Origin of the sequence: Microcystis sp. M44BS1, from assembly GCF_020244875.1 — a bacterium.
In the GTDB taxonomy this organism is placed as follows: domain Bacteria; phylum Cyanobacteriota; class Cyanobacteriia; order Cyanobacteriales; family Microcystaceae; genus Microcystis; species Microcystis panniformis.
Window position 1 is genome coordinate 12740 of the sequence record NZ_JADBVM010000126.1, and the last position, 16772, is coordinate 29511.

The following is a 16772-nucleotide window of genomic DNA, read 5'->3' on the forward strand; positions in this document are numbered from 1 at the left end:
TACCTCGATTAAATAATTGTCTGTTTATTCAATGCGATTAACTGACGAAAACTTTCGTTATCTAATTCCGTTAACCAGGATTCATCATTACTAACAATAGCATTAGCTACCTTTTTCTTTTCCTCGATCATTTCATCAATTCTTTCCTCTAAGGTTCCCAAAGTGACAAATTTATGCACGAAAACATTTTTCTGTTGACCAATTCTAAAAGCGCGATCGGTGGCTTGATTTTCCACCGCAGGATTCCACCAACGATCAAAGTGAAAAACATGATTTGCTTTGGTTAAAGTAATCCCCACTCCCCCAGCTTTTAGGGATAAAATAAATACGGAAGGTTCTGTTTCGGGATGTTGAAATTCTTCGATCATTTGTTCTCGTTTTGGTTGAGAAGTCCCCCCGTGAAGATAATAAGTATTATAGCGAAAAGTTTGTTTGAGGTACTTTTGTAAGGAGTCACCGATTTCAGTAAATTGAGTGAAAATTAGCAGACTATCTCCCTCTAAAATTACTTCTTCTAGCATTTCTCCCAAACGCTCTAACTTATGCGATCGCTCAGGGGTAAAAGCGCTGTTATCCTGTAAAAATTGACGGGGGTGATTACAAATTTGTTTCAAGCGCATCAGGGTAGATAAAATTAATCCTTTGCGTTTTATTCCCTCCGCTTCTTCTAATTGTTTTTCCACTTCTTTGATGACAACTTCGTAGAGAGAAGCTTGTTCTTTAGTTAAATTACAATACTGTTTGTTTTCCACTTTATCAGGCAAATCTTTAATTATCTGCTTATCGGTTTTTACCCGACGCAGAATAAAAGGTTCCACTAATTTTTTGAGAACCGTGGACTGGAGACGATCATTTTGTTTTTGGATTGGCACTTCAAAAGCTTTACGAAATTGAGTTTCTTTACCTAAATAACCAGGGTTAAGGAAGTTAAAAATTGACCATAAATCAAGCAGTCTATTTTCTACTGGAGTTCCCGTTAATGCGAGACGATGTTGTGCAGATAAACTCAAGATTGCTTTAGTTTGTGCCGCTTTAGGATTTTTGATATTTTGTGCTTCATCAATTACTAAACGTTGCCAAGATTGCGAGTTAAATAATTTCAAGTCCTTGCGAACTAAGGTAAAAGAAGTAATGACGATATCCTTGTGACTAGCTACTGTCTGAAATTCGTTCTCATCTTGATAGCGCTTACTACCATGGTGAATTAAAACCTGAAGATGGGGGGCAAATTTTTCAATTTCTTTTGCCCAATTTCCCACCACGGAAGTGGGTGCAACTAGCAGAGTTGGTAAAACATTATTATCTCCCTCTCTTTCCCCAATCAATCTAGCAATTACTTGTAGGGTTTTTCCCAGTCCCATATCGTCAGCAAGACAACCATTTAACCCCAATTGTTCTAGGTATTGAATCCAGGCAACTCCGCGCTTTTGGTACTCCCGCAGCGTTCCTTGTAATTGGGGAGGATTTTCGATCGGTTCTAGTTGACTAGGATTTTGTAATTTCTCTAGCATAGAACCCAAAAAATCATCGGTTTCAACAATAATTTCTTCTGGGTATTCGGCAGCTTTTTTCATTAATTCAATCAGATTCATCTCAGGATTTTCCTGCTGATATTTCTGCCAAAAATCCAGCATTTGCTGCATTTTATTTTGTTCTAATTCTACCCATTGACCTCGAAATTTAACTAAGGGTGTTTTGGTGTTAATTAATTGTTGCCATTCCTCTTGACTAATAGTTTCTTCACCGATGGCTAATTCATATTGATATTCAATGATGTTTTCGATGCTAAAAATCCCTTTACTAACGGGGGTAGATTTGCCTGATTTAGACGTAGTTTTTAGCCGAACTTTAGCGCGTTGACGACCTTCGGGAGTCCACCAAGCGGGAATAATTACCTTATATCCCGCATCTTCTAAAATCCAAGCAGTTTCTTTTAAGAAAGTAAAAGCTTCTGTAAGGTTGAGAGAAAATCCCGTCGGTTTATCCGTTTCTAATCCTTGCCAAATGGGGGGATAAATACGGGCAGCATAACCCAAACTTAGTAAAATATTTTTGTCTAAATCTTGACCAAAATGCGCTCGTATGCTTGTTCTAGTTTCGGGTACTGCATACCAATATTCGTCTAATTCTAATCGCAGGGAGGGGTCTTGTTTAGAGATGAGGATAAAAGTAATTTGCCACTGTTCAATATTATTTTCTGGGGCCTCGGTTAGTTTAAAACCAAGGCTAAAACTACATATATTTTGGTCTCCTAGTAACTGCTGTCTCCAAGTTTGCCACTGTTGATATTTTTCTAAAGCGGCAGCGGTTTGCAGAAATCCGGCAGCCTTAGTCACAGAGAAGCAATCACCTATAATTGTCTCGCTAATTTGTTTATCAAAACTGGCAGGAATTGCCGTATTAGTGACAATTTCATTGAGGAGACATTCGGAGAAGTGCCGGAGTAGGGTTTTGGGATCGTATAATTGTGGTGAAGCATGGGGATTTTCAGCACCAGCAAGACAAATGCGGGGAAGATATTCGAGATAGCGATCGAGATTGGTTTCGTAGGTTGCTGATATAATTTCCCAAAGAGGGTAGATGGCAAAGTTAGCGGTTTTCTGGTTATTTTTGGCTAATTCTCGATATTTAAAGGCAGGAATATAGTTATCTTTGAGAATTATTTCTTTAAAAGCTTGACTGTAGTGATACCAAAAAAGTAAATCTGCACCTAACTGAATCTCTGAGGAGTTGTAAAGACAGATAAAGTGCAGATCATTAAGCAGTTTAAGTAGAGGATTAAGGGGATAACAATCAATTTGCCAAGATTGCCATTGGCTATTTTCTGGGGGTTCTTTTTCTAGATAACGCAGTAATTCTAAGGAGGGTAAAGGTTGATTATCCTGGCTAGGTAAAAGAAAGTAGCGGGGGACAAATTGCCGACTAAGAGGATTATAATTCGATTGAACTATTCCTAATTCTCCGGTGAGAAAGCTAGTTAATTCCTCTTTGCTTAACTGAAAAGGATGATAATTATCAGCAGTGGTGCGACTCTTTTTCGGGTTGCTAGTTTCTCCCCAAAGATAAAAGCTACCCTTCTGAATAAATTCGTCCGTTGATTGAGGAATCCAAGTACCGTGAAGAATTTTCATGGTTTTTAATTAGTACAAAAGAACTTAAATGAGGGCAACATTTAGCCTCTAGAAAAATTGTAGCGATTATGGGAGGATTCTCGACACTTTCTTATTTTTATCCCTTTGGGAACCCAAAAGTTCTCTGGATAAGAGAAAAAGGTTAATAGCGTTTCTAGGACAAAAAACCATTGAGAAGACGTGATCGGCGGTTTTTTTGAGCTTAAAGCTTATCTCTACATGGGTTTAAAGCTATTTTTGTTGTAGGTTTTGTTGAGGTTCCACTAAGAAGGATGGCTAATTATAGCAATTCCCCAAAATCCGGCTACAGGAGTTCGATCCCCCTACCTTCGGCATCTCCCTTAAAAAGGGGAACTTAAATTCGATAATTCGATCGGTAGTTTTTATGGGTGAGAATTGGTATTAATTAACTTTTACCAAAATACTGCGGAAATATTTTTCGGAATTATTTTTATCGATAATATCTTTACAGGGAGTATTACCAACTCGCTCGATTGTACCATCATCGCTTAAAATCTGAAAGCGATCTGGGAAATGGGGATCAAACAACAAAGCTTCTGGACGAAAACCTTCAGGGAATTGCAGTGATTCTATCTTTTCCGGTGCATCTTCTTTTTTTCCTGACCAAGTATAGACAACAAATTGATCGCCTCCATGAAATTCTCCGGCAATAATTAAATATACTTCTAAAGCTGGCCAAAATTCGATGCTACGAATTCCTAATCCTCCCAAATCTAACAAGATAGTATCACCAAATTCAGCCCGAGCATTGCTGGAATTAATAACTAAACTTTCAGGATTTTTTAGAGTTAATAAAATAGCTTTATCGTTTGGTAGAGGATTACGAAAACCGATCAAGATATTTCCGTCTGGAGTTGCCGTTAAACCTTCAATATTTAATCCTCCTTCAGCTTTAGGAGCTTTGGTTTCTGCTGTTTTGAAATCAAATATTTTAGCCAATTGAGAGTCTTCGATAATATCGCGCAAGACTAACTGAGTATAAGACTCACCCACTTGAACTATACTAGAGCCGTCATCGGTAATTTTACTAGCAAAAAATTGATGACGAGGGAGTTTTTGTTCAGCATTTTTATTGCGACCATGGGAAGTAATCCAATAGATTATGTCATTGAGCACAGTTACCCCTTCTAAGTCAATTTCTCTATTTTTAGGATTGTTTTTTAGCCAACCATTAATGTCAATGGTTTCCAGCGCTTTTCCCGACTCTTGAGAGGAATAAATCCAGAGAAAATTACCTAATTCTGAATCCGTCTCATCATTACCAACAACAAATTTATTTTCTCCTAAAGCAATAGCTGCAGAAGCATCACAAATTCCTTGATGTTTGATTTCTTGGATAATAGAAAATTTGAGAGATTGCATGATTGTATTCTCCTTGTTAACTGGAAAAGTGAGGACTAAGAAAATTATAGGCAATAAAAGACAAAAAGACAAGAAATTACTAGAAGAAAAGTAAGAAATAACTTGTTTTAGAATCGGCTAAAACATGGTAAGATGGTGTACCTAATTAGTTATTTCTGAGTATTAGGTAATATGGGTTTACCCGTATTACGCACATTGATCAACTTCCCTAAAATATCAAACCAAAAAGGTGCGCCCATCGCCACGGCTACTCCTGTCATTAGCCAGCCAAAGATAGCTTGCCAGCCATTTTGTTCTTTTATTTGTTCACCATTAAACCATCCTTTTTCATTCCAACCAAGCGGCAAAGGTTGATTAATTTTTTCTAAGTCCTTGACACTAGCTTGTAATTTTTCTGTACATTCAGCGACTTTGTTAGGATCATCTTTAGCGTCTTTAAAACAAGATTCATTAGTCTGAAAAACTTCTGTCGCTACCTGATTAATCCCCTGTCTTAAATTGGAATTTTTGGATAGTTGCTCAATGACATAAAAACTATCAATATTGAGCAAAGCAGCTGCTAAAAAACCAAAAGCAAAAGATACTCCCTTGGCATTTCTTTTATATACCCCCGATGTTCGCTCCATAATTTGAGTAAAAGTGTTGGCTATTTCATCAACAAAATTCTCCAGAGTTGGATTGTCATATTTGAGTTTGGTGCTGTAACCTATTTGTATCAATCTGTCAATAGCCGTTTTGTCTATTTTAGAAGAATCAGAAATACTAGCTAATTTCTTAAAGATTCCTGTTTTTTCTCCAACAAGATTTTTTCCTAAAAAATCTGCTTTTAATAATTTTTCATTATCTGAAAGTTGACTATTAACTAGACTAATTAGGGACTCTGCCAAAACCTTTGGTTCAACATAGGAAGGACCAACTGACTTCCCAAAATTAGTGTATTGATTTAAACTTGATAATAATGATCCATTATTGTACAAAGATTCCACCGTCTTTTTTCCCAAGAATATTTCCAGAGCTTTTTTTAAATTTCTAGCACGAAATTCTAACAAAGCGGCCAATTGTTCCTGTAATTCGGAGATAATAAGGCTGGAAGCTAAGTAGATAAAAATTAGAGCAACAATAATTTCGAGAAGGGTTCCTAGGTTCATTTTTAAGACCTCACTATTGATTTTACAAGTTTTTATTTTTAGTTATGACCAAAGCAAATTAAGCCAATTCTTCGGTTAAAATGCGGCGGACAATTTCGGTGACAGCGGCGGCTAAATTGGTATCTCTTTCCCTGTCGGAACCGTTGGGAGTACGAAGAGCTAAGGAGAAAGTTCTCAGTTTAGCTGGTTGCACACGATTATCAACAAATTTGACGAAAGCTACATAAGCAAAGGAACTAGGACCGAAGCCAACTTTAGAAATTACCACAGGTTGACTAATCACATTTATCACACCTAAAGTTTCTAAAGCAACATCAATATATCGTGCTGCATCGGTTCCCATAGCACGAACAACGGTTTCTAAACTATTCCATTGACTGCCGATAAAACGAGTATTAGTAGTTAAATGTAGATGCCACCCTAACATCGTAATTAAACGCACTAAATCATAAGTCGATACATCATTTATTCCCGTGGTATTATCTACTGGTGATCTTAAGACGGTGGCACTGCTACTTAAATCTTTGATAATTGGATCTTTAATCAGAGAAGGATTAAAATATCCCCCAGTAAATTTACAACTGGTATTTCCCGTTTGAGCTTTTAGCCAAGCTTCCAAATCCGCTCGTTTAGTAAAGCGTTTAAATAAGGCTCCAATTTGATTCGAGCGTCCCAGAGAACCATCAGCATCTTTTCTATAGGAAACCATATCAACCACCAGATCAAAAAATTTAGGTTTGGGAGAATTAGCTGGTTCAATCACACAATTATCAACATCAACTGTAGGGAATTTCCCATTAATTTGTTCAATTGCGTTAAGAACTCCAATGAATTTAGTGGCACTGAGTAATTGTTCTGGATTAAAGGCATCTTTCCCTAACCAATGGGTTTTGATTGGACTGCTGCCATCGCCAAAACTTCCCACACATACACAGGCATGAGAGATGTTACTGGCCAGAAAATTTAAGCCATTTGTGTCAATATTGGGTAAGTTTCCCCGTTGGGGATAATCTCTAAAAGTAATAGTTTTCCCTGATCCTACGAGAGTAAAATTAGTTCCGTAGGAAACTAAATTAGTCCCGTCTGGTTTCTGTTTTAAGTGTTCAGGATAGTCGTCCACTTCCATCGCAAAAGGCGAATTCCGCAGGGTTCTAGCGACGAATGACTGAGTTACCCCAATATTGACCGGTGCGATTGAATTATCTTGGATGGTGGTTAATTTGTTAAGTATAAATTGAGTATCTTTGGCTTGATCTAAGATAAAAGGTAGCTGTTTTGTGTCAAGTAAATTAGTAGCAATACTGAGATTAATTGCCACTGTGTCAGAAGGAAGTCCAGATAAATCCAAGGCTTGACAAAATTCTTTGAGTCCTCGCCAAGTAAAAGTATCTCCAGTGCCTAAATCACCATCAATCCATTGTCCACCGGGGTATAACCCTAAGTTAGCTAGTTTGGTTTGAATTTCTCTTACTAATCCTTGATCCGCTTTTAGTTGAGAACGGCTTAGGGTTTTATTATCGTTGATAATGTCTTTTAAGATAGCCATAATTTTGTCCTTGAATTTTACAGAGTAGAAGTGAATCAATTAGAGAAAAAGTCAGTAAGTTAATTATTAATTTCTCTGAGCGTTCCCTATTCTTTGACTTCCGCAGAAAGTTTATTAATTTTAACCCAAACACTTCTAAAGAATTTATCTGGATTGTCAGAAGGAATTTTTTTACATTCTTGTCCATCAACTCTAATGACTCCTCCATCATCACTTAAAATCTGAAATTGATCATTCAAATGAGGGTAAATCAGAATAGATTCAGGACGAAAATCTGGGGGAAATTCGAGAGAAATTGGATTAGGTTTATCTGCTATCTTACCAGACCAAGTATAGAGGGTAAATTGACTTCCTGTACCAGAATCACCTCCAATAATTAAATAAGCATCAATTGCTGACCAATATTCGATACTACGAATTCCTAATCCTCCTAAATCCAACAGAATAGGATCACCAAATTCTGCTTTAATGTCTTGATTTTCTTGAATCACATCCTGGGGATTCTTGAACGGAATTAAAATAGCTTTTCCGTCTCGAACAGGATTACGAAATCCGATCAGTAATTCTCCTTGAGGTGTTGCGGTTAAACCTTCAATATTCAATCCTCCTTCTTTTTCGGGTGCAATTGTTTCTGCGGTTTGAAGATCCAAGAAAGCTAGTTTAGGGTCTTCTATCATATCCCGTAGGAGTAGTTGAGTATAAGATTTTCCCACTTGTTCAAGAGTAGGAGGGTTAGCGTTTGTGATTTTATTGGCGAAGAATTGATGACGTAGCGGCTTTCTTTCAGCATCTTTATTACGACCATGAGATGTTATCCAATAAATAACTCCATCAACTTCTGTGACTCCCTCAATATCGACTTCTTTTCGTTTAGGGTTATTGGGAAAATAATCGTTAATATCTAGATGAGGAATAATCTGCTCTCCTGATTGTTGAGACGAATAAAACCGCAAAATGTTATCCTCATCATTGCCAACAATAAACTGATCTTGTCCTAAAGGAATTGAAGCAGACGCATCACAAATTTCTTGATGCTTTAGTTCTTGGATGATGACAAAATTTAAGTTAGCCATGGGGATTTCTCCTAAGTTAATCAGAAAGTTTTGGTGAAGGAATCGTGAAACATTATAACAATTGCAGTCTTGAATAGTCACAACAGTTGAAGGACGACTCAAACTCAGATTATTAGTTAATGGTTAGAGAAAAAGTGAGGGGTTTTAACGGTTGATCAGCAGCATCAAAAGGTTGAATAATAACAGGTCTGTTGATACCTTTAGTATTGAAACTTTTGGTAAAATTCCAATTATCTTTAACCCCTTTTAAATCGGCAATTTCAAAAGAACCTCCCGGACTAATACTAACTTTAATTCTGGTTACTTCTGGATTAGCTGTACCTGAAAAGTTTACGTTAGTGTTAGCAGGAAAACTTTGTCCAGATGTGGGTTGATTCAGTTGAATAACCGCACCACGATTATCTTTGAGTTTTTCAAAGCGTTTCAAAGCTTCAGCGTTGATTTTTGCAACCGCGTTACTTGGACTCAAATTCGGGATTTTAGAGTTAGGAAAGATAAAAAAGAGAACTTTATCAGTAACGCTAACATTTTTGTAGTCAGTACAATAAACATCACTGATCCATCGCTTATCAGGACGGGTTTTACCATCAGTTCTCCGTTTACCTGCTTTACATTTATCTTCTCCAATTAATTGATGAAGTAAAGATGAACCCTCGCCTAATTTATTATAAGGGCCGCTATCAGCGATGAAAACTGGAACAACCTTATCTTTGTAAACAACTACGCCTAAATCACCTAATTTAACTCCTGTTTTCTTTTCAAATAATTTATTTCCTCCCGTATCAGAACTTTGAAAATTAAATGTAGGATTAACAATATAAGCAAAGTTATCGGGATCAACAAATTTATTAGGTTCTTGGGTTTCTGTTGGCCAATTAAAGGAAGTTGGACATTGAGAAGTTGGCGCTCCTTGTCCTTTACACGCTAACCATGAACCATCAATATCTAAACTCAATTTTGATTCGATAAAAATTGTTCCGTCGGGGAATTTCAGTAAGGCTTTAACATTATTAGGATCATCCTTACATTTTCTAATATTTGGTAGAGAAAATCCTCTAAAAGTGTCTCGCTTATCACAATTTTCAAATTCTTTACGATAAGCTTCATCAACCGGAACAGCTTGATTAAATGGAATATCTTGTAGAACACTCGCCGATTGAGTAGGGGGAGTATAGCTAACTTGTGCGAAGGCAGGAGAGAGAAAACTGCTCATTAGAATGAGGTAAATTCCTGCAATTGTTAACAGTACCTGTCTCAAATATTTGTTCATAATTAGCTCCTAAGAACGAATTTCAGTTAAAATGTCATTGAGTTGTTTTGACCATTGATCTAGGTTAAAATTCTGAGGATCATCATGTCCACCCGGTACGATTTGATCAAGAACAACATGAAAAGCAGGAATTAACCATTTTCGGCGCCGTACACTGGCCGCAATATAAACAACTGCTAGGCGATCTAATTGAGCTTTGGTAAAGCCGGGATCGGGCGATTTAGCATCATTTTTTCTGGGTGGAGAACACTGTGTTTGACCAGGGTTTGGTTGACATCTTCTAGGTTGAACTAATTCAACTGCTAAGAATAAACCCTTACATTTATTCACCCCACAAAATTGATCTGATTCTCGTTTTGTAGAACGCCAAGGGGTATTAAAATCCTTACGAGTGACGGAATCTCCTACTCGATTAATAATGATATGGGCGGGAGAATTGTCGCCACTACCATATTGATTGAAGTTGTTAAACTTCCAACTAGCTTCATTAATATTATTAGGAAAGGGATCATTGACAAAATTAGGGGTACTGGTATCATGAATAATAAAATAACGAGCCAATTCTGCACTGGGATTATTATTATTGGTTCGTGAGACAGGGTTATCTAATGAACCGCCAATGTTTGCTTCGTTAATTCCTTGAGCTTGTAGATATCGTCTTAATTGCTCTTTACTGATATCGATGGTGGGTCTAGTTAAGAGTTGATCGAACGGAGCAGGTAAACTGGTTAAAGTTGGTCCTACATTCCCAAAAATCTTGGGTTGACGCAATAAACATTTAGCCTGATCGATAGAAGAAATCTGAGAAGTCGGCACTATTTGACAAGGCTCTGCTGCATACACAGGTTTTAAAAAAATTAAGATTATTACTAAAGTAAATCCAAAGATCATGAATCGCTGAAAAAGCTTGAATAACACAGCTTTACCACTCCTTGAAATCTTGAAATAAAGAGAAAGACAAATTTTTTCTAACTAGATAACTGGACATGACTGACTAAAATTGATGCTTGAGAGCTGCAAACTGAATTGATGATCAGAACCCCAAGAAAGCTGAGGAAATCAAGCTAGATAAAATTGTTGATAGCCGACGCTAACAGTTGTTGTGGTTCCTTGCAAAACAAAGACTGCATCGTTAAAGAATTTAATAAAGCGATCGCAGTGTGCGGAAGTACCAATGGGAAATTGACGCATTCGCCAACGATTATTGGGGTTTTTGTTTTCAAATAGAGAACCAGCATTATAAGCACAGGCAACTTTGGGGGGATCTAACAAAGTTTTCAAGCGTTGATCAGCAATAAATGACGTTCCTGCTTTAATAGAAATACTGGCATTTTTTAAGTCATCTCGATCGATGGTTGAATCATGTAATGTACCTCTGGCCGTAGAAATTAATGTTTGCATTAAGCCAACACTGATCAAATGAGGGGTGATAGAATCAGATCCATAACCCGGTTCTTTGCGGATAGCGTCTGCTTTTCCATTCGATTCGGTGGCGATGGTGGCAATAATAATTACTGCCGGCACATTAAAATGTTTTGACCATTGATTAATTTCATCAGAAAAATTATTCCAAATTTTAGTAGTAGTCGCTGGTTGACCACTGGTTCGCTCAATGCCGCTACCTTCAATTTCCACTCCATCTTCTGCCAATCGCCAGCGTACACTATTAGGAAAAGCCCGATGAAAATCTTCTAGGGGATTATTGTCATTGTCATCGGCAAGATCGGGAATTTCTAAAACTTGTCCCACGGAAATTTGATTAGGATTGGCAATATCGTTGGCTTCTTGAATTACCACAAACTTTGAAGCATCACCATAAAATTTTAAAGCAATTCCTCTGAGGGTATCTCCAGATTTAATCGTGTAGGTTTGCATAAAATCATCTCCTGATGTTGTCGATCTTTACTCAATTGTTACTGTCCGAGTTGTGCCATCCCAAGTTACAGAAAGATTCAGTGCTTGTGCCAAATCTACTATTTTCACAAAGCCGAATTGTTCAATTTTCTTGATGATTTCTTGTTGGCTAGTTCCATCGGGAATATCCATCGGTTTATTGCTGTGTTCAATCAGCAAAAATTTTAAGGATTTTGCTTCTTCTCCATCAGCAAATTTTAATTCCATCACTTCTTGATCATTGGCAGTCATAATTTTCCAATTAAAAGTATCTAGCAAAGGACGAATCTTGACGATACTTTTTTCATTAAATATCTGCGCTTCTCGGAAGGGTTTTCCTTGAACAACTGCTGTGATACTAGCCGGAGTTTCCACTAAACCAGAAACGCCCGTTAATTTCGTTTTGACTAGGGTTCTAAATTGATCTCCCACCTGTCTTTTACTTAAAGATGTATCCCAGGGTAAAACCATCGGATCCCATTTTCCGCGTTGGGGTTTATTAGGAAACTCACGTTCTACTTCTCCATGACCTAAAACGGTTTTAGCTGTTACTTCAATATCGTAAAAATCACAGAGTTCTGCTACTACCTGCGCCATGGTTCCCCATTGGGTTTGCGTCATCGGAAAACTTCCTGCTTTAAATGGGTTTTCCACTGCACCACTCATACAACAGACGCTAACTCCGATTGAACCCGTACCAAACAGTGCCGTATGAGCCGCATAAACATTATCTGCGGTGGAAACATTATCTTTAATTGAGTGAGTTCCTCGCACTAACTTACCATCATCCTCGATTAAAATATGATAATGAGATTTATCGTTGCTAGATGCTTTATGTCCCCCTGCCGTCCAGTGAATAATGATTCTTTTCATCGAACAGTTAGGCATCCATGCTGTCGGTACAATTCCCATAGTTTTTACCTCTCAATTATTGAATTATCTGGTTATTTAATCAATTAAACTAAGCTCTCACGGGAGGGCGAATAGCAAAGTGAATGTGGTTATCATGACCAGGAGCAAAATTGCATAGTTTTTGTCCCAAAAAAGTTTCACCTCTCAGGGTTGTGTCATTAAAAAACACTTGACTAACCAGTTTTTGTCGTCGCATGGCTTTAATTATTTCTCTGGTAGCTTCTCGATCAAAACTATTATCTGACCAAACAATTCCCCCTAATCCACCATCTTTTCTCGGCAATTGGACATCACACATCAAGCCAGTTTCATGTCCTGCGTGTTCCTGAGTATCACCCCCTTGCGGCCGACTGACATCGTTAATACTAAAAGGTGCGGCATTAGGATGAGAAGCGCGGAAATTATTATGGTAACTGACAGCAATTTCTAAGATCACTTCTGCTAACCAACTTGTTCCAAAATCATGATCATCATTAGTTTGGGCTTTTTCATGATTCCGGAGACTGATAGAATCATTGCTATCTGGCATGGTTTGCCAACGGGCTGCATTGGCCGCTTCTAACCAGCGATGGGTGATTCCGTCCACATCCACCCGACCATCGCCTCTGATTACTTCTGCACCGGCAATAATCGACTGAAATAGTTTAATGGCATTAGTAAAACCTGTATTCAAGGCTGCACTATTAGGATCACCGACAAAAGTATAGCCGAGGGAATGTAATCGCTGTTTAACCGCAATCTTATCGGCTGTTCGGTTGATTCCTCCTAATCCGACACTTCCTGTTAAATTCAGGTTAACTGCACCTGTTGTCTGGGGTGGAGAAGCCTTGATTTTGATTTCTACACTTTGATTATTAATGGCTATTTTAACAATGCGATCGCCAGCTTGTAAGAAGACAAATTCGGCTTTCCATTCCCCTCCTTCTCCTATTTCAATATCATCTAGGGGGAATTTATTATCAATTAAAACGGTTAGTTTTTTGCCCTTATCGGCAGCAGCTGCGGTTCCTTCAATCCGAAAACTTTGTCCCACCTCCACTTCCTTGGGAAAACTGGTTACTTGTAAGGTATCGGGGGGTGGTGGAATAACAATTCCGTTGGCTTTTGCTAGTAAAGTCCTCGCTTCGGGAACAAGTTTTAACACTTTGCTGATATAACTTATATCGGCAGCAAAGCCTTTACTTTGAATAAAACCGATAAAGTTTTCAGGAGTTTGAGTATTTTCTTCTAATCTTTTATAGGGTTCACGGGTTAAAAATTTCCAATAACCTCGCAGAAATTTGTCAATATCCGTGAATAAGCAAAAGTCCACCGCTTCCGATTCAGAAGGTACTTGAATCGATTTAGGAGTAGCAAAGGGAGTCATTTCGTTGCGCCATTTTAAACCAGCGAAGTTTTTCTGTTCCTTGGCTAGTTTACTGGTGGCTCTGGCGGACTCTAATAGCCATTGAGCCAGAGAAACTTCTTTTAAATGACTAAAATGATCGGCAGGAATTGCAGTTAAGTTCACTTGCCGATTATCGGTAGCGTCAACTTCTCGAAAAATTATGGACAAATCAGTTTGAGCATATCGTTGAACTAAGTCATCTAGTAAAGCCATTGCTGTCTCCTGTGAGCGGTAGAGAATCAATTATTTTCCTGATATATTTCCCTTTATTTTGGGAAATATATCGAGAAATTTTTGTCTATTGAAGGATTTTGGCAAATTCCTCAAAAATGAAATGTTCATCTCGATTAGCCTGACTTTTATCAGGCCATTTCACCCAAAAATGTCTTTCTTCTAAGCGCACATCCAACACGGCATAATCTCCCGGTTCAATCTCAACTAAGGTACTTGCCTCTAATTCAGAGGCTTGATTTGTGGAGGGTTTAAGAACAGTTTTTTGAGTAATTCTTAAGGTAGCTGGTTCCGGTGTGGAGTTGTCATCAGCGTCCCCAATTAAACCAACTTTAATCGCTTCTGCCATCTTTTCTGCATCAAAAAGAGCCATGTCTGCTTGGGAATCCACAAAGCAACATTCAATTAAAATCGCTGGCATTGAAGTATTTACTAACACAGAAAAACGGGTATTTTTTACCCCTCTATTTTTAAATCCTAGCTTGACAATTTCCGTCAAAACTGATTTAGCGATCGCTTGAGAAGTTTTACTAATACCATAAACCTCCGCTCCCATTGCGTTTGTGGTGGGTTTAAAGGCATTAAAGTGAATAGAAACAAAAATATCAACGTTGTTACTATTAGCTTTATTGGCTCTTTTTCGCAAAGAATCATTAACACTAACGGCACTGGTCGGGGTACAGTTAATTACTGAATGACCCGCTGCGGCTAATTTAGCAATTAGGCGAGTACCCACCTCTTTAATAACAACATCTTCCTGTCTAACTCCCGATGCGCCAACGTCATGAGGTGGGCAATTATGACCCATATCAATCCCAAATTTCATCTGTATAGCTCCAGTTTATTCAATATTTATTGATTGGTTAATTCCTCTGGATATACTCTACCTTAATTAAACTAATAAAAATCATATTTTTACAAAAGTTTACTATTGTTTTATGGTAATTTTTACTAGAAAGTTTGGCATCAATAATGCTATTCTAAATTAAGCTTTAGAATAGCATTACAATCAATTATTTTTCTTAACCATTAACTTGACCCTTGTAGCTTTTAGGGGATCAGAGACTAAAGCGGGCAAGCCATGAAATAGCTTAGTTCCTGTGGCAATACCCAAGGCTGACAAAACTGCATTTCAAGGATCATTCGTCCAACTTTTCAGTTTTTGAAAGAGAAGATTGAGTCATGAATTTAGCTCCTTTTATGGATAATTTTGAATCTCAAAGAATAAATTAAACAAATTGATCGGTAGCAAGAATTTGAGCCAATTTCTTCTCCCTGTCAGCCACGGTTTCTGTGGTGGGAATATGGTCTAATAAACTGCTATAGAAAAAATAGGCAAAACCAGCAAAATCTCGCTCACGAGTCTCCTGAGTTTGTGCTTGAATTAATTGGAAATTTACTCGTCTATCACTGGGTCTTAAACCAGTGAGAATACCGATGACGGTGGGAATATGCTCCCGCGCTGCTTTTACCTCTGATTTATCGATTTCGCCTTCAAAAATAGGGACAGTTGGACGATAAACTTGTAATGCTAGTTCTTCAATTAATCCTTCCTTTTCCCATGCTTCCCAATCAGCTAAAGCATGATCAACAGAAAATCGTAAAGGATTGGGAGAAATGGAGAGAATACAATCGTCTTTTTCCGCTTTAATGGTTTTAAAAATCAATCGCACTAATTGAGTTAACTTCTCCTTACGCCAATCTTTAAATTTCGCTAATTGGGGATTGCTTAAGGGACTAACTGAACCAGTTTCCTTTTGAAAAAGTTTGATAGTAAAGGATTCAAACCCCATGCTAAAATCAAAAATTTTAGTACCATTAGGCAAGAGTTTTGCGTGATGAATAGCGAAGTGATCATCTAATTGAATACCATCAATTTCATAGTTTTTAACCACTTCACGAATAAGACTAACCCAAAAATCTTTAACCTCAGGATGAGCGGGATTTAATCGGCAATTCCCATCACCATCAACTGTATTTTTCTGTTGATGAGTAAGCATAAACCAATCTGGTTTTTGGGCAAATAAGGGAGCAGCTGGAGGAACCATTAAACCATATTCAAACCAAGCAATAATCCGAAAGTTATACTTTTCTGTCTGATTAATCTCAATGATTTCTGCTAGTAGATCTCTACCGACTAACTCTTTTTCAAGGTTGACTTTTTTGAGTTTTTCCTTATCGGCAGTGAAGACATTATCAGCAATTTGTGATTGAAAAAACACATAGCCTTTGTTCCAAACTACTAGATAAAGAGTATTAAAACCTAAATTTTTAAGTTTTTCCAACCCAGCTTTTAGGTTATCTTTAGACTTGAGAATATCACTGTCAACATTGGTGAGCCAAACGCCCCGTATTTCTTCTACTTGTACATGATCATCAAAGAAAAATCCCGCTTTTCCCACTGAACCTTGTTCTGCGGCTAACTTGACAGAATAATGATTATTTTGGCGAGAATAGGACTTAATTGGCAGTTTAGTTCCTGCTTTGATTAAGGATTTTTGCCCACTATTGAGGGTTTCGGAAAAAGCTGTGGAAGACTTGAAAAACGTATCCTGAAGAATATGAATGTGCAGCATATTTTTTACTCTCTCTCAGACAAAAGATAAATGAACCTGAAATCCGCAGCACTGAGGGTTTCGGAAGACAGACAAAGGGCAGCAGGAACAGGGAATAACTCCACGTCCTCAAGCGCACTTAGTTCTGATTAATTCTCAGAATTTGCTCACGGCAAAATATAGTCAATAACCGACCCCAACTATTGCTCGAAAGTTACCACCACTCAACTGTTTACCTAGCTT

The 16772-nt window shown here is 37.8% G+C and carries 12 protein-coding genes; all 12 read right to left on the bottom strand.

Annotated features, from left to right (window positions below; translation table 11 throughout):
• Nucleotides 1–8: 8 nt before the first annotated feature.
• A complete protein-coding gene (locus IM515_RS09845; protein WP_287628712.1) occupies nucleotides 9–3131 on the bottom strand; it encodes a DEAD/DEAH box helicase in 3123 nt (1040 codons plus the stop codon).
• A gap of 402 nt (nucleotides 3132–3533) precedes the next feature.
• Nucleotides 3534–4514 (bottom strand): DUF3616 domain-containing protein, encoded by a 981-nt coding sequence (locus IM515_RS09850; RefSeq protein ID WP_287628713.1) that lies wholly within the window; start codon nucleotides 4512–4514, stop codon nucleotides 3534–3536.
• Nucleotides 4515–4663: 149 nt separating this feature from the next.
• Nucleotides 4664–5662 carry a hypothetical protein gene (locus tag IM515_RS09855; protein WP_193958653.1) on the bottom strand — a complete coding sequence of 333 codons (999 nt, stop codon included), beginning with the start codon at nucleotides 5660–5662 and terminating at the stop codon, nucleotides 4664–4666.
• A gap of 58 nt (nucleotides 5663–5720) precedes the next feature.
• Nucleotides 5721–7208 (bottom strand): hypothetical protein, encoded by a 1488-nt coding sequence (locus IM515_RS09860; RefSeq protein ID WP_287628714.1) that lies wholly within the window; start codon nucleotides 7206–7208, stop codon nucleotides 5721–5723.
• An 86-nt stretch (nucleotides 7209–7294) separates the two neighbouring features.
• On the bottom strand, nucleotides 7295–8281 hold the full coding sequence (locus IM515_RS09865; protein WP_193958655.1) for a DUF3616 domain-containing protein: 987 nt from the start codon (nucleotides 8279–8281) through the stop codon (nucleotides 7295–7297).
• Nucleotides 8282–8393: 112 nt separating this feature from the next.
• Nucleotides 8394–9551, bottom strand: a complete 1158-nt coding sequence (locus IM515_RS09870; RefSeq protein WP_193958656.1) for a glycoside hydrolase family 75 protein — start codon at nucleotides 9549–9551, stop codon at nucleotides 8394–8396.
• Between the two features lie 9 nt (nucleotides 9552–9560).
• Entirely contained in the window at nucleotides 9561–10367 is an 807-nt protein-coding gene (locus IM515_RS09875) for a hypothetical protein (protein ID WP_287697973.1), read from the bottom strand.
• A 243-nt stretch (nucleotides 10368–10610) separates the two neighbouring features.
• Nucleotides 10611–11426, bottom strand: a complete 816-nt coding sequence (locus IM515_RS09880) for a LysM peptidoglycan-binding domain-containing protein (RefSeq protein WP_287628717.1) — start codon at nucleotides 11424–11426, stop codon at nucleotides 10611–10613.
• A gap of 27 nt (nucleotides 11427–11453) precedes the next feature.
• The gene (locus IM515_RS09885) at nucleotides 11454–12356 is read right to left on the bottom strand and encodes an N-acetylmuramoyl-L-alanine amidase (protein ID WP_287628718.1); all 903 of its coding nucleotides are present in this window, start codon (nucleotides 12354–12356) and stop codon (nucleotides 11454–11456) included.
• Between the two features lie 49 nt (nucleotides 12357–12405).
• Nucleotides 12406–13956, bottom strand: a complete 1551-nt coding sequence (locus IM515_RS09890; RefSeq protein ID WP_287628719.1) for a glucosaminidase domain-containing protein — start codon at nucleotides 13954–13956, stop codon at nucleotides 12406–12408.
• Between the two features lie 85 nt (nucleotides 13957–14041).
• Nucleotides 14042–14800, bottom strand: a complete 759-nt coding sequence (locus tag IM515_RS09895; protein WP_287628720.1) for an N-acetylmuramoyl-L-alanine amidase — start codon at nucleotides 14798–14800, stop codon at nucleotides 14042–14044.
• Between the two features lie 403 nt (nucleotides 14801–15203).
• The gene (locus IM515_RS09900) at nucleotides 15204–16550 is read right to left on the bottom strand and encodes a glycoside hydrolase family 10-like protein (RefSeq protein WP_287628721.1); all 1347 of its coding nucleotides are present in this window, start codon (nucleotides 16548–16550) and stop codon (nucleotides 15204–15206) included.
• Nucleotides 16551–16772 lie beyond the last annotated feature (222 nt).